Below are 13786 nucleotides of genomic sequence, written 5' to 3' on the forward strand. Positions count from 1 at the left end.
AAAGATGGAGGGTCGTGAGGTGAGCCGAATATGATGAGCGCCTGGTTTTGCTGGAGATTGACTAAATCCGTTGCATACGATTGCATGTTTCGCAATGTGGGTTTTAGCCACAGTGAAATGCATGATGTTCCAGCTTCAAATCAGCGGACGATCATTCCTCAGAAATAAGGAACCTTCTGGGGAGAAAGGAGGTGCCATGAAAGCACAGTATGTAGGTCATGTCGTGTTTTATGTGAAAGATTTAGAGCGTTCGTTGAGCTTTTACCGAGACCTGTTGGGGTTTCAGGAAGTCGGCCGGGCGTTCGAAGGCAAGGCTGGCGCTTTGACCTCCGGCAGGACGCATCACGAATTACTTTTGATCGAGGTGGGAGATGTTCCGGGACCTTCGTCAGGTAGACGGCGTGGTTTCTATCATATTGGCATTAAAGTTGGTGATAGCTTGGAGGAGCTTCGTTCTGCTAAAAAGGACCTTGAACAGGCTGGCGTTTTCATTGTGGGAATGAGTGACCATACGGTAAGCCAAAGCCTGTACCTGAAGGACCCTGATGGCAATGAAGTGGAGCTATATGTGGATGATCCAGCATCGCAATGGAAAGAAGATCCGATGCTCGTGTTGGCTCCGATTAAACCACTTGCGTTGTAAATGACTCAATGACACCGAACCAGAATCGTTTCTTGCGGGTGTCTGCTTGTCGTAGCACGCGGGAATTGTTCATCGTGTGTCAGAGAACGTTCGTAGCAAATGGATTATGGTTGCGGAAAGTCAATGAGGACTTTTGGGGCACGACAGCACGATAAAAACCAGTTGTAGGTACATGAGACGTGATGTACAGATTTAGGCAATTTCCTATGAAACAAGAAAAACATAGACTCGTGTTCGCCGTTGTTGTCGTGCTCTTGAGCGTGACAGCTTGTAAGCAGGAGGCTGCTCCGCCGCCTGCACCTCCACCCCCCGAAGTCAAAGTCATGACCGTGGTTCCTGAAACGATTCCTGACGAGGTGGAGTTTATTGGTCAAACGGACTCGTTCCGTCCTGTCGAGATCCGGTCTCAAGTCACGGGGATTATCAAGAAAGTTTTTTTTACAGAAGGCCGTGATGTCAAGAAAGGCGATAGGCTGTATCTCATTGATCAGATTCCGTTTAAGGCTGCGGCCGGAAGTGCTAAAGGTCAAGTAGGCCAGGCCGTCGCTCGGTTGGCTCAGGCCCGAGCGGAGTTGGCTCGTGTAAAACCGCTTCTAGACGAGCAGGCCGTAAGTCAAAAAGATGTGGATGATGCGGTTGCCGAAGAGTTGGCAGCCGAATCGACTCTTGTGTCGGCGAAAGCTGATTTTGAAAAAGCTCGATTCGATCTCAAAAACACAATTATTGTGGCTCCCGTGTCAGGACGAATTGAGCGTAGCCAACTCTATGAAGGCCGATTGGTTTCTGCGCAGACCGACTTGCTCACCAGCATCCGTCAGATGGATCCCATGTACGTCAACGTGAATGTTCCTGAAAGCTACATTTTGAGGCGCCAACGAGAATTATCGGAACAGCGTGTTGAGCGACCTGACCTTTTTGAATTACGAGGGATTATGACCATGGCTGATGGGACGACCTATCCCCATGAGGGCACATTGGATTTTGCCGGAACGGGTTTTCGTTCCGAAACAGGTTCCCTTCAATCGCGCTTTGTCTTTCCCAATACTCGGCAGCGCTCAATTCCGGGAGATCGTGATGATCGGCCGGTGTATGCCTTGTACCCAGGCCAATTTGTTCAAATTCGCGTAAAGGGATACATGCGAATGAATGCCTTATTAGTCCCGCAACGCGCGGTCCAACAGGGCGCTCAGGGTACGTTTGTCTATGTCATCGATGGAGCGAATAAGGCCGAGCTACGCCCGATTACGGCCAGTGCCTGGCACGGTCAAAACTGGTTGATTGATGAGGGTCTGCAAGCAGGAGAGCAAGTTGTTGTTGAAGGGTTTCATCGTGTTCGGCCTGGAGCGCAGGTCAATCCGATCCCATTTCAAAGCCCCGCGGACTCTTCTGTGACCCCACCTGTTGAAGCGGACCGTTTGGAGGAGTCGTGAGTCCTCACTTTTTCATTGATCGTCCAATCTTTGCCTCCGTGTTGTCGATCATCATTGTGGTGATTGGACTGGTGTCATTACAGGCGTTGCCTATTGCGCAGTTTCCGCAAATCACGCCACCGATGGTGCAAATCGATGCGGACTATCCTGGTGCCAGCGCGGAAGTTGTCGCTGAATCCGTCGCGCGTCCTATCGAAGTCCAACTTCCGGGTATCGACAATCTTTTGTACTACGACTCCACAAGCACCAATGACGGTCATATGACGATGAAGCTCACGTTCGAAATTGGGACGGACGTCGACATTGCGCAGGTGCAGACACAGAATCGGCAACGACTCGCGGAACCGCAGCTTCCTGATGAAGTCGTGCGTCAGGGTGTCACGGTGAAAAAGACCTCACCTGATCTCTTGGCGGTGATCGCGTTAAGCTCCAACGACCCCAATCATGACACAATTTATCTTTCAAACTATGCCTTGCTTCGTATTCTCGACAATGTCAAACGACTACCCGGTGTCGGGGATGCATCAATTTTTGGCGGTCAAAACTATTCCATGCGCCTCATTCTTGACCCCGTGAGTATGGCGCAACTTGATTTGACTCCGAGTGATATCGCCGATGTCGTGCGAGAGCAGAACCGCGATTTCCCTGCAGGGCGAATTGGACGCGAACCTGCACCTCAGGGAACGGAGTTAACGATTCCGATTATCACGCATGGTCGAATGAGTGATGTGAAGGAATTTGAAAATATGATCGTTCGGGCCTATCCCGATGGGTCAATGGTGAGGTTGCGGGATGTGGCCACAGTTGAGTTAGGCGCACAGTCCTATGATCTTCAAGGACGATGGGATGGGAAACCCAATACCTTTCTCATCACATTTCTTGCTCCTGGAGCTAATGCGCTTGATACCATCGAACGGGTTCGGAATGAAATGGATCGACTTGCCCCGAGTTTTCCGCGAGGCGTGTCTTACGATATTCCCTATAACACCACACAATTTATTGAAGTGTCTATTAAGGAAGTCGTCAAGACGCTCATCGAAGCGATGGTGTTGGTTATTTTGGTGGTGTTTCTGTTTCTCCAAAGTTGGCGTGCGACCCTTATTCCTGCGGTCGCCGTTCCCGTCTCGCTGATTGGCACATTTGCTGGCATGGCAGCCTTAGATTTTTCCATCAATACCTTAACGTTGTTTGGCATGGTGTTGGCCATAGGAATCGTTGTGGATGACGCCATTATTGTTGTGGAGAACGTCGAACGTCTTATGAGCCAGCAAGGTCTCTCCCCGAAGGAGGCTGCTCAAAGAGCTATGAGCGAAGTCACTGGGCCGGTGATTGCCAGCGTACTTGTGCTCGTCGCGGTATTTGTTCCCGTTGGATTTTTGGGTGGGATTACAGGTGAACTCTATAAACAGTTTGCCATTACGATTGCGGTGTCCGTTGCTATTTCAGGGATTGTGGCACTAACGTTGAGCCCTGCGCTGTGTGCTCTCGTTCTCAAGCCAGCCCATGGTGAACCCCGAGGGTTTTGGAAATTGTTCAATCAGTCATTTGATTGGATGCAGATTCGTTATGTGGGGGCTGTGGGTGTGTTGATCCGACGTTCCATCATGTCACTGGGCATTTTTGCCATTTTGCTGTTCACCGTATGGAGCCTGTTTAAAACTATTCCCGGTGGGTTTCTTCCACCAGAAGATCAGGGCTATTTCATTACGATTGTTCAATTGCCAGATGGAGCATCGCAAGAGCGAACCATTCGGGTTTTGGAAAAGGTGGAAGGGTATTTCAAGTCGGTTCCGTCCGTGCATTCGACGGATACTCTTGCCGGCCAAAATTTTATTTTCAATACTCGTGGAGCCAATCAGGCGACGATGTTTATCCCATTACATCATTGGGATGAGCGAGAGGAGGAGCATGAGCAGGCGCCGTCTCTGATTGCCGCTGCGTTTCAAGAGTTTGCCAAAATTCCTGAAGCCCTGATCTTGGCCTTCAATCCACCTTCAATCAGAGGGGTCGGGGCTACCGGTGGATTTACCCTCCAACTACAAGACCCCAGCGGAGGGGATTTCAAGAAGTTTGCAGCTGTGACCCAAGAATTTGTGACGAAAGCAGGGGAGCATCCGGCGATTGCTGCCGCAAATACCAGTTTTCGTATCAGTGCTCCACGCCTCAATGCCATGGTTGATCGAGATCGAGCAAAGGCCCTGGGTGTGCCGATTTCAGAAGTCTTCGATACGATGCAAGCCTATTTCGGAAACCTGTATATCAATGATTTTGTCAGGTTTGGTCGTGTGTATCGTGTTCAGACAGAAGCGCTGCCTCAGTACCGATCGAGCCCTGAAGACATTAGCAAGATGTATGTCCGTGCGCAGAATGGATCAGGGGGGAGCATGGTCCCATTAAATACCGTTGTCACGACTGAATTCACGACGGGGCCTGATCCTGTGACCCATTTTAATGGGTTCAATACCGCGTTGGTCTTAGGTGGGGCCGCGCCAGGGTATAGTTCTGAAGAAGCGCTCGATGCCTTGGAAGAGGTTGCCGATGAAGTGTTAACTCCTCAGGGATATGCCATTGATTGGAGTGGGATGTCATTTCAAGAACGCAAGGCTGGAGGGCAGTCTGTGATGGTGTTTGCCTTTGCCATGTTAATGGTGTTTTTGGTGTTGGCTGCCCTGTATGAAAGTTGGTCGATCCCATTTGCCGTTCTCCTGGCTGTTCCGTTTAGTATTCTTGGCGCGTTGGGTGCCGTGTGGATGCGGGGTATGACGAACGATATCTACTTTCAAATCGGACTCGTTACATTGATTGGTTTGGCGGCGAAGAATGCCATTTTGATTGTCGAGTTTGCCAATCAACGGTATGAAGAAGGTCACTCGTTGGTGGATGCTGCACTTGAGGCGGCTCGGCTTCGATTCCGGCCTATTATCATGACATCGGTGGCCTTCATTTTAGGGGTGGTTCCTCTTGTCATCGCGTCTGGAGCTGGGGCTGCGAGTCGTAATTCGATCGGGACGGGAGTGTTTGGAGGCATGTTGGCCGCCACATTCCTTGCCGTCTTTTTTGTCCCGTTGTTTTTTGTGGTTATCGGGAAATTTCGCAAGGACACGCGCGATGTTCCTCATGCGCAATCTTTGAAAACCGCACCAACCCTTCAAGAACGGGAAGAGTCTTAATATGCGTGTGATCGTAGGTTTGGCGTTGATATTGTTGAGTGGGTGCGCGGTGGGTCCTGACTATGCAAAGCCTGACCTTCAGGTACCTGAGGATTTTCGTCAAGCTGAAACGTTGAGTTCTCTGGAGTCCTTGGCGAATCTTCCGTGGTGGGAACTCCTGCAAGATGCCACACTTCAGAAACTTGTTCAGACGGCGCTTGAGGAAAATAAGGATCTTCAGCAGGCTGTCGCGAGTATCGAAGAATTTGAAGCTCGTCTCTACGCCGCGCGGACTGATTTTGCACCACAGATGACTGGGAGTTCGAGATTCCCAGCTCTTGGCCGAACCGGTGGATTTCGCTTTCCTGGTTCTCCTGGAACGTTTAGTTATTCCCTACTAGGAGATTTGGCCTGGGAGCTTGATATCTGGGGCCGGATTCGAAGATCGACGGAAGCTGCCTTGGCCGATCTCTTAGCACAGGAGGAAAATCGACGAGCCGTAGTTCTTGGGCTTGTGAGTGGTGTGGCGCAAGCCTATTTCGATCTTTTACAGTTTGATATGCAACTTGATATTGCAAGGCGAACGCTCGAGTCCTGGGAAGAGTCTGTGAGGATTGCGAGTGCTCGGTTGGGAAGAGGGGTTACATCAAGGCTTGATGCCGATCAGTTTGAAGCTGAACGCGCCAATGCCGCCGCACGCGTGGCCGAGCTTGAACGATTAATGACACAGAAAGAGAATGAGCTCAGTGTGCTGCTAGGAAGGAATCCTACTGAAATTGCGAGAGGGACGATGCTGACGGATCAAATCTTTCCGCCAGAAGTTCCCGCTGGGTTACCTTCTGAACTTCTTCGCCGCCGGCCTGATATTTTGAAGACCGAACATGAGTTAATCGCGGCTACGGCACGAATCGGCATTGCCAAAGCTGACCGTTTTCCAAAAGTGACGCTCACGGGGGTTCTGGGCGTTGCGAGTCCACGACTTTCAAACCTCTTTAAGTCGGAGGCCAAGTTTGGGGCCGCAGGGTTTGACATTGTCGGTCCACTCCTCAATGCGGAAGCCCTTGGGTTTCAGCAAGATATTGCTGAGGCTCAAGCCAAGCAAGCGCTTGCTCAATATCAGCAAACAATTCTTGTGGCCTTTCGGGAAGTTGAAGATGCCTTAATTGCCGTGCAAACCGCTCGTATTCAACGACAGGCACAGAGTGAACAAGTTGAGGCTTTACGATCGGCCTTGCGCCTGGCGAATCTCCGCTATCAAGGCGGCGTCACCAGTTATATTGATGTGCTGATTGCAAAGCGTAGTCTCTTTGATGCGGAATTGTCGCTTGCAGAAACCCATCGTCTTCATCTCGTCTCAATTGTCCAACTCTACAAAGCTCTCGGTGGCGGGTGGTCACCGGATCCCGATGTTGTTTCAGTGAAAGGGTAATGACAGTTGAATATAGTTAAGGCGAATATTCGGCCTGGGGCCTACGCGTGGAGTCGCTTGTTGAAAAAAGAGGGAGAACAGTCTGGTCAACCACATGTCTCGAGACGTTGTTGATGTTGTACTATTAATCATAGCATGCTCACCTTTTGTTGAATGATTACTCACAGTACCGAATCACACCGATAAGAATACCCTCAAGCCGAAACTCATCCTGCGGGCTCACCATAATAGATGCCATTGTTGAATTCGCTGGTTGCAGCTCTATCTGATTTTCTCTTCGATAGTATTTTTTAATCGTGGCTTCGTTGTTGAGGAGCGCGACAACCGTTTGGCCATTCCGTGCTGTTTCTTGCTTCCGGATGATCACTAAATCGTTTGGAAGGATCCCATCGTCTTTCATCGATTCCCCTTTCACGCGAAGTGCGAACGTTTTTTCACTGGTCAACATTGCGTGTGGGACTTCAACGAATTCTGTTTGTGGAATGGGTTCGATGGGAATTCCGGCTGCAACGATGCCAGCCATTGGCACCTGAAGAGGAGCGCCTAATTGAGCAAGTGCGACTTCAATCATGCCTGGAATGCGCCGATCGCCGCATTCATAACGGGCAATCGTGGTGCGTGTTGTCTGTAGGTGGTCGGCCAATGCTTGTTGCGTTAACCCTAAGCTCTTTCGTATTTTTTTGAGTGTTCCTGACGTCATGCAACCAATGGTTGCATTTTGAGGGAATGCTTGTCAAGGGGGAGTCTATGAGGGGTTGTGTTCCTCAAGGCTTCTCTTAAGAGTCCCCTCAAAAGGGGAATAGTTTTTCCTGTTGTCGATACCTTTCAATGTGATATGGGTGTTCGTGGAAATTGATTGCTCAGCATGAAAGTGGCCTGAACATGGAGCTTCCCAGTTTTTCCAGTAAATATATTCTGACAACACTGCTTCTTGTGGTGTTATGGAGTATTCCCTCCTCACTCAGTGCAGAAGTTTGGAGTTATGCTTGCGCTGAGGCCATGACCTTACTGAGTCATGCACAAAAAGATGTTGTGAGGCAGCATAATCGAGTCTACCAATCGAAGTTGACGTTAACGCTTTTCCCAGATGGCGTAGAACCCTGTCGAAATGGGAGTCGTGGGTTTGCCGGTGGAAGGATTCATTGCGTGAATCATCGCTCGCACGGGGGGGTGGCCATCAAAGAAGTCATTCAAGCTCAACGAATGTTGACCCATGCGATGAAAACCTTTGAGCGTCGTCTCAACGACATGACCCAAGCCTGTTCGCTTCCTGAGTAATTTTTTCTTGCTATCAATTCATGTATCTGCCACAGTCTTTACCATTTCTCAGGTCGAAGGCCTTGAGTGATTTCATAGTTGTTTCTTTCCAATAGTCGTTTCAAATCATTTCTGATAGTTGATGCCAATTTTTTTGTTGTGTGAGCTGGACGCATGGATTGAAAAGTCTGTGGATTCGCTATAGTCAGAAGTTCCTAATTTGTTTATTCTATAGCCGAATCAATGAACTTCTACTGGTTGAGGTTCGTCGTGACGCCGTGTGAACCGGGTTGGCTCGATGGGACTGGCATCTGTCAGAGATCTCTCAGGTGGATGGCGGAGCCATGCCGAGGGTCGGAGTTCTAGGACGAACGCGCCGTTTTGCTGTGAGCGTGTGAAACGATGCCGCATCGCAACCATGTGCATTTGCTCGACGTGCAGTGAAATATGATATGTGATGTCTTAAGGTCGTATTGCCTTGCAGGCATGGCCGATATGCGTTTTATGCCGTTCGCGAAAGATTGGTATCTGGGGGATTGGGTGTGAGGGTACGATGTTTTTGATGAAGAAAATTTTGGGACAAGTTCTCCTGCCGCTTCCACTGTGTTTGGAAATTATGGGAATTGGGCTTGTGTTGTTGTGGTTCACCAAAAAAAAGTGGTTGGGTAAGGTGATGGTGAGTGTCGGGTTTGTCTTATTGATGGCCGTGAGTACTGAAGCGATATCTGGTCGAATGATCCAAGCCCTTGAATCACAATATGTTCCTCTCACGTCATCGCAAATCCAAACGTTGGCCTCGTCGAATTCACCGAAAATTCCTCAAATTGTGGTGCTTGCAGGCGGTGTGGCGGGAGATTCGACGCTGCCCCTTCATCTTCAAATATTACATGCGTCTCGAGAGCGGTTATTAGAGGGAATTCGTCTCTATCGTCTGTTGCCAGGCAGCCAACTCATCCTGACTGGAGGGCTTGGCTTTCAGGCCGTTCCAGAAGCCACAGTGCTGAGTCGTGTGGCCCAAACGTATGGGGTGAAAAAGTCTGATATTGTGCTAGAGGTCCAATCTCGTGATACGAAAGATCATCCTCGGTTTGTTTCTGCCTTAGTTAGAGATGAACCGTTTATTCTGGTGACATCCGCCTACCATATGCCCAGAGCCATGAAATTGTTTGCGAAACGCAAGCTGTATCCCATCCCATCTCCTATCGGACATTGGAAGGCCGAACGGACGTTTTCACTCTGGTCCTGGATTCCAGGGTCTTCGGGATTACGACTAGCGGATATGGCCATGCATGAATATCTCGGAATTGCATGGGCTTGGCTTCAAGGACAAATTTGATATTCTGTTGAGTGATGCTGGCCTAGGTGGTTGTGGCGTTAAAACTAAAAGCTGCGTGTGTCAGCATTTTCCCCTCTTTTAATACCCCCAACCTTCCGATACATGCATTGAAGGCATATTCAGGCCTGTCTGTAGATAATTCTGACCGAATTATCAAAGCTAAAAAGAATTCAATTGGGGGTTAGTGTATGAAAATGCCGTGGCGAATGGGGCTCTATGCAATGTTGGGTGCCGTCGTATTGAATGGGTGTATTGCGGACACGTGGGAGAGCTACGCGGCTCCTCAACATGGACGTGACCGAGCTGAGCGAATATGTCACCCGTATACTCAATGTTCGCAGGGTGTGTGGGTGATGCATGAACCTGGTCAAGCGGATGTGGATGTCGTTCATGCGAGATGTACGGAAGAAAAACTACGTGGGGAAAACGGGTGGTCGAAAGATACCGTATCGTTGGGTTTGGAAATCAATCGCTGTATGGTGGACAACGGGTATAGACTCGTCCCAGATTGATGTCCATTGTCTCATCAACCATTGGTCGGTTGATGGAGTGCCTCTGTGGTGGTTGCCCGGCGTGGACTCTGCATGAGAATTCGTTGTTGTAAGGCGTAAAACGTTTGCATGAGGGCTATGGAGGCAGGCGAATGTGGCGCCCAGTCGATGACGGGTAAATAATTTCTGATGGAGTGGGTGACAACATCGTCATGAGGAATTTCTCCAAGCACGACCAATTCTGTACCCAAGAATTTCAAGAGCACTTGTTGGAGTGATGAGGTGGAAAACTTGTGTCGGTTATTCGCACGATTCAGAATAAAAAATGGGTCAAAGGTTTTGAGGATCGCGAGGGCTTCGGTTTTTTGCGCTTCGTGTGTTGGGGTAAAGGCTTCAAGCACTTCCTGGATGTTGGAGAATTCCTGATTGACAAGCGATTGTCGTATTTCACCATGCAATCGAATGGACAGGTGGGTCATGACTTTCCGAATAGCCGCCAATTTCATAAATCGATAGACTTCGATGACCGATGTGGGGTCTGGGGTCGCGATGGTGACATGAACGTCTGCCGCAAGAAAGAAGTCCAGCGTATGATAATTGGTGCCCGGAGCGCAGTCTAAGATGACGATGTCGGCATCAAGGTTTTTGAGGTGACGGAGTAACCGGAGTTTTTTGCTATGGAGCAGGTTTCCCCCTACCAGAGTATTCCCCGTACCGGGGATATATCCTAGTCCTTGTGCCCAAGGAATTGTGTGGACGACGGAGTCGAGCGAATCGATCTGGCGTTCAAGGAAGTCCGAGAGTGTAGGCGAAGGAGAAAGGTTTCCGAAAAGAATGTGGAGATTGGCTCCTCCAATATCAAGGTCGACCAACACGACTTTTTGGCCTTGTCGTGAAAACTGAAGGGCTAGATTGCTGGCAATGACGCTTTTCCCTACACCGCCTTTTCCCGATGCAATAGAAATAATCGTACCCATGGGTTTTCTTGGTCGCGTGGATTTAATCCGACTTAAAGTGTCGACTACGATTTCTGGCTATGCTACCCCTCATTTCCTGACTGATTGGTAGCGGTCACGCAAATCGTGGTTTCAACGTGTTTCCGAGGGTTGACATCGATGGAAAGCGTTTCCGTAATGGTTCCGCCTCCCTTGGGATTCGTTGCCGGTACGTCTTTTGTTTTAATAAACCCGTTTCCCTGATTATGGTAAATAGTTGTCTTGGCGAGGTCGTGCAATGGGGTTCCATCGGCTCGTGTGTCGGGTTCTATGTATGAAATTGTGATGGAAGGCTGGTGTTTCGTCACGATGGTTTTGACTGTTGTGACGCAGGGCGGTCGCGATGGTTGTTTTGGTGTGGCGACTTGTCGATGTGTGGCGACATTCTTGGGACGTTTGGGTGTAGCGGAAGATGGCTGAGGGGACGAAGTTGATTGATTGGGAAGGCATGAGGGACGAAGCCAGCACAAGAAGGAATCCATGTTGTTTCGAGGTCCTTGCGATGAACAACCAGCAAAGACAACAATTGTTCCAGCTATAAGCAGCCGACTAAAGTTTCGTTTCATGCCGTGTTTTTTCAAGGTAATACATGTTGGTACGCATGGGCGATTGTGTTGTGGCGAAGCAGGTATCGTGCGTAATCTGAATCGTCATAAATGTTCCGCCCGTCGGTGAGGACTTCAGGGTGACATGGAATCCAGAGCTGCTATCCTTTTAATCATATCACTGTTTTTGAATTCAAGAAAGAATAAAGTATCACGTGAATAATTATTGAATTCGTCCCATCGGATTCGTGTGCCTATTTTTTTCTTGGCAACAGGGTGTTTCGCTGGTAAAGTTTTCTTCCACGACTGATTATGTGCGTCGACGTGGTCGTTTGTCTTATCAACGCGACAATGTCTATAAATTGCCAAAAGAGTCTTGATAGATTCAGGGGGGCTTTATGCCAGGGGTATCGACTCGCCGGACATCGAAAAAAGTCTTAACAGCCACTGCGCGGAGAAAGGTCTTACGGCGTATCCGTTTGGTGGCCTTCGATGTCGACGGCGTGCTGACTGATGGTGGGATGTATTATGGAGAAGGCGGAGAGGAATTCAAAAGGTTTCAGACGCGCGATGGTATGGGCATTAAGCTGTTGCAGGCTGAACACCTGATTACTGCCATCGTGACGATGGAACATACCAAGATAGTCCAAAAACGGGCTCAAAAGCTGACCATTCCGGAGCTGCACCAAGGCATCCACGATAAATTGTCTGTTCTCCAGGCGTTAGTGTCAAAGTACGACATATCTCTGAACGAAGTTGCGTATATGGGTGATGACGTGAACGACTTGGAAGCCTTACGGAACGTTGGGTTTGCGGCGACTCCCGCGGACGGTATGGATTCAGTTCGAAGCGTCGTCCATTATATTTGTCGTCATAACGGTGGAAATGGGGCTGTACGAGAAGTCGCCGATCTTATTTTATCTGCCCGTGGAGCACAGCCGTTGTTTCGGTAATGTTGACGTGGTACTAGAATGATATTCAACTAGTAAAGTCGACCGCGAGATATTGCGCATGTCCTTTTTGAGTGCTCTTACACACCATGAAAACATAATGGAATAATACATGACACATGCTCATTTATATGGAGTGATCTTGGCCGGTGGAAGCGGCACGCGTTTTTGGCCATTGAGTCGTGAACGATTTCCCAAGCAACTGTTACGAATTATTGGAGAGGAAACGCTTATCCAGCAGACGGTTCGGCGACTCCTTCGCTCGATGCCTGCGGATCGTATCGTGGTTGTCACGAACCAAGGGCAAGCCGACTCGATCACCTTGCAATTAGTGAACTGGCAAGAGGAATTATCTGGAAATATTATTTTTGAACCTGAAGGACGGAATACCGCTCCCGCAATTGGACTTGCCGCTCTCCAATTACTGCATCGTGATCCTGATGCTGTGATGGTGGTATTGCCGGCTGATCATGTGATTGCTCAGCCCACGAAGTTTCAGCAAGCCGTGAGTCTCGGCGTGCAACTGGCAACACAGGGAAATCTCGTGACGTTCGGTATCCAGCCGTCGAGACCAGAGACCGGCTATGGATATATCCAGCCGAACCGACGGTCTCGTCTCGGACATCGAGGGAAAATGACCGGGTATCGTGTGGCTCGTTTTGTTGAAAAGCCAGATTTCCCCACGGCGAAGCGGTATGTTCAATCAGGAAATTTCTTTTGGAATAGCGGTATCTTTATGTGGAAGGCCGAAGTGGTCTTGCAGGAACTCGAAAGGCAAAAGCCGGCGCTTGTGAAGGGACTGAAACGGGTTGAGTCCATGATTCGAGATGGGGCGGCAAAGGCGGACATTGCGAAGCAGTATCATCGTTTAGAGTCAGTGTCGATTGACCATGGTGTGATGGAACATGCTTCGCAGACGGCGGTAATCCCTGTCGATTTTGGCTGGTCTGACGTTGGAAGTTGGAGTAGTCTTGAAGAGGTGGCGCCGCGTAATCAGGCCGGCAACGTCTTGAGCGGCAATATTATGGATATCGGAAGTACCAATTCCGTCCTGTTTGCGGATCGGCGCATGGTGGCAACGATCGGACTATCAGATATGGTCGTCGTCGATACCCCGGATGCGACATTGATTTGCCCTAAGTCTAGAGCGCAAGACGTAAAACAGGTCGTCCAGGAGTTAAAAAAACGTAATGCTCCAGAACATTTGGAGCACCTGACGGTGATGCGGCCATGGGGCGCCTATACCGTGTTAGAGGAAGCGCCGGGGTATAAAGTCAAACGGATCACGGTCATGCCAGGTCGTCGGTTATCGCTTCAGATGCATCATAAGCGAACGGAACATTGGGTGGTTATCAATGGGCGGGCAAGGGTGACGTGTGGAGATGATGTGTATGATCTTCTTGCCGGTCAGAGTACGGGGATCCCGATTGAGACTCCGCATCGTTTAGAAAACCCTGGGAAGGACGTGTTAGAAATTATTGAAGTACAAAACGGTCCCTATCTTGGTGAAGATGATATTGTTCGGTTTCAAGATGATTTTGGACGAGGAGAGGTGACATGA

At 49.4% G+C, this 13786-nt stretch carries 12 protein-coding genes; 9 read left to right on the plus strand and 3 right to left on the minus strand.

The window, feature by feature from the left end; translation table 11 throughout:
* Nucleotides 1–196: 196 nt before the first annotated feature.
* The 4 genes from ACWHX8_RS06320 (at nucleotide 197) to ACWHX8_RS06335 (ending at nucleotide 6651) form a co-directional block, all read left to right on the plus strand.
* Nucleotides 197–643: a VOC family protein gene (locus ACWHX8_RS06320; protein ID WP_447971112.1), complete on the plus strand. Its 447-nt coding sequence runs from the start codon at nucleotides 197–199 to the stop codon at nucleotides 641–643.
* Nucleotides 644–849: 206 nt separating this feature from the next.
* On the plus strand, nucleotides 850–2073 hold the full coding sequence (locus ACWHX8_RS06325; protein ID WP_447971113.1) for an efflux RND transporter periplasmic adaptor subunit: 1224 nt from the start codon (nucleotides 850–852) through the stop codon (nucleotides 2071–2073).
* Nucleotides 2070–5243 (plus strand): efflux RND transporter permease subunit, encoded by a 3174-nt coding sequence (locus ACWHX8_RS06330; protein WP_447971114.1) that lies wholly within the window; start codon nucleotides 2070–2072, stop codon nucleotides 5241–5243. Before ACWHX8_RS06325 ends, ACWHX8_RS06330 begins: the two co-directional genes overlap by 4 nt.
* 1 nt (nucleotide 5244) lies before the next feature.
* Nucleotides 5245–6651 (plus strand): efflux transporter outer membrane subunit, encoded by a 1407-nt coding sequence (locus ACWHX8_RS06335; RefSeq protein WP_447971115.1) that lies wholly within the window; start codon nucleotides 5245–5247, stop codon nucleotides 6649–6651.
* Between the two features lie 157 nt (nucleotides 6652–6808).
* Here the strand turns inward: ACWHX8_RS06335 and lexA are convergent, their stop codons facing one another.
* The gene (gene lexA / locus ACWHX8_RS06340; RefSeq protein ID WP_447971116.1) at nucleotides 6809–7351 is read right to left on the minus strand and encodes a transcriptional repressor LexA; all 543 of its coding nucleotides are present in this window, start codon (nucleotides 7349–7351) and stop codon (nucleotides 6809–6811) included.
* 182 nt (nucleotides 7352–7533) lie between these two features.
* On the opposite strand from lexA, the gene ACWHX8_RS06345 reads away from it, so the two are divergent.
* The 3 genes from ACWHX8_RS06345 to ACWHX8_RS06355 all read left to right on the plus strand — a co-directional run bounded on the left by ACWHX8_RS06345 (nucleotide 7534) and on the right by ACWHX8_RS06355 (nucleotide 9756).
* The gene (locus ACWHX8_RS06345) at nucleotides 7534–7929 is read left to right on the plus strand and encodes a hypothetical protein (RefSeq protein ID WP_447971117.1); all 396 of its coding nucleotides are present in this window, start codon (nucleotides 7534–7536) and stop codon (nucleotides 7927–7929) included.
* A gap of 541 nt (nucleotides 7930–8470) precedes the next feature.
* Entirely contained in the window at nucleotides 8471–9244 is a 774-nt protein-coding gene (locus ACWHX8_RS06350; RefSeq protein ID WP_447971118.1) for an ElyC/SanA/YdcF family protein, read from the plus strand.
* A gap of 188 nt (nucleotides 9245–9432) precedes the next feature.
* On the plus strand, nucleotides 9433–9756 hold the full coding sequence (locus ACWHX8_RS06355; RefSeq protein WP_447971119.1) for a hypothetical protein: 324 nt from the start codon (nucleotides 9433–9435) through the stop codon (nucleotides 9754–9756).
* Between the two features lie 14 nt (nucleotides 9757–9770).
* Here the strand turns inward: ACWHX8_RS06355 and ACWHX8_RS06360 are convergent, their stop codons facing one another.
* Both ACWHX8_RS06360 and ACWHX8_RS06365 read right to left on the minus strand, forming a co-directional pair.
* Complete coding sequence (locus tag ACWHX8_RS06360; protein WP_447971120.1) at nucleotides 9771–10712, minus strand: P-loop NTPase; 942 nt, start codon at nucleotides 10710–10712, stop codon at nucleotides 9771–9773.
* 62 nt (nucleotides 10713–10774) lie between these two features.
* Entirely contained in the window at nucleotides 10775–11212 is a 438-nt protein-coding gene (locus tag ACWHX8_RS06365; RefSeq protein WP_447971121.1) for a hypothetical protein, read from the minus strand.
* A 461-nt stretch (nucleotides 11213–11673) separates the two neighbouring features.
* Here ACWHX8_RS06365 and ACWHX8_RS06370 point away from each other — a divergent pair, with 461 nt between their 5' ends.
* Nucleotides 11674–12228, plus strand: coding sequence for a KdsC family phosphatase (locus ACWHX8_RS06370; protein ID WP_447971122.1), 555 nt, complete (start codon nucleotides 11674–11676; stop codon nucleotides 12226–12228).
* A 109-nt stretch (nucleotides 12229–12337) separates the two neighbouring features.
* Nucleotides 12338–13786, plus strand: coding sequence for a mannose-1-phosphate guanylyltransferase/mannose-6-phosphate isomerase (locus ACWHX8_RS06375; RefSeq protein WP_447971123.1), 1449 nt, complete (start codon nucleotides 12338–12340; stop codon nucleotides 13784–13786).

Source organism: Nitrospira sp. M1 (assembly GCF_965152605.1).

Excerpts from the sequence above, each read along its gene's own strand:
- ACWHX8_RS06320 (WP_447971112.1), top strand. The coding sequence starts at position 197 with ATGAAAGCACAGTATGTAGGTCATGTCGTGTTTTATGTGAAAGATTTA.
- ACWHX8_RS06325 (WP_447971113.1), top strand. The coding sequence starts at position 850 with ATGAAACAAGAAAAACATAGACTCGTGTTCGCCGTTGTTGTCGTGCTC.
- ACWHX8_RS06335 (WP_447971115.1), top strand. The coding sequence starts at position 5,245 with ATGCGTGTGATCGTAGGTTTGGCGTTGATATTGTTGAGTGGGTGCGCG.
- lexA (WP_447971116.1), bottom strand. The coding sequence starts at position 7,351 with ATGACGTCAGGAACACTCAAAAAAATACGAAAGAGCTTAGGGTTAACG.
- ACWHX8_RS06345 (WP_447971117.1), top strand. The coding sequence starts at position 7,534 with ATGGAGCTTCCCAGTTTTTCCAGTAAATATATTCTGACAACACTGCTT.
- ACWHX8_RS06350 (WP_447971118.1), top strand. The coding sequence starts at position 8,471 with ATGAAGAAAATTTTGGGACAAGTTCTCCTGCCGCTTCCACTGTGTTTG.
- ACWHX8_RS06355 (WP_447971119.1), top strand. The coding sequence starts at position 9,433 with ATGAAAATGCCGTGGCGAATGGGGCTCTATGCAATGTTGGGTGCCGTC.
- ACWHX8_RS06360 (WP_447971120.1), bottom strand. The coding sequence starts at position 10,712 with ATGGGTACGATTATTTCTATTGCATCGGGAAAAGGCGGTGTAGGGAAA.
- ACWHX8_RS06365 (WP_447971121.1), bottom strand. The coding sequence starts at position 11,212 with ATGGATTCCTTCTTGTGCTGGCTTCGTCCCTCATGCCTTCCCAATCAA.
- ACWHX8_RS06370 (WP_447971122.1), top strand. The coding sequence starts at position 11,674 with ATGCCAGGGGTATCGACTCGCCGGACATCGAAAAAAGTCTTAACAGCC.
- ACWHX8_RS06375 (WP_447971123.1), top strand. The coding sequence starts at position 12,338 with ATGACACATGCTCATTTATATGGAGTGATCTTGGCCGGTGGAAGCGGC.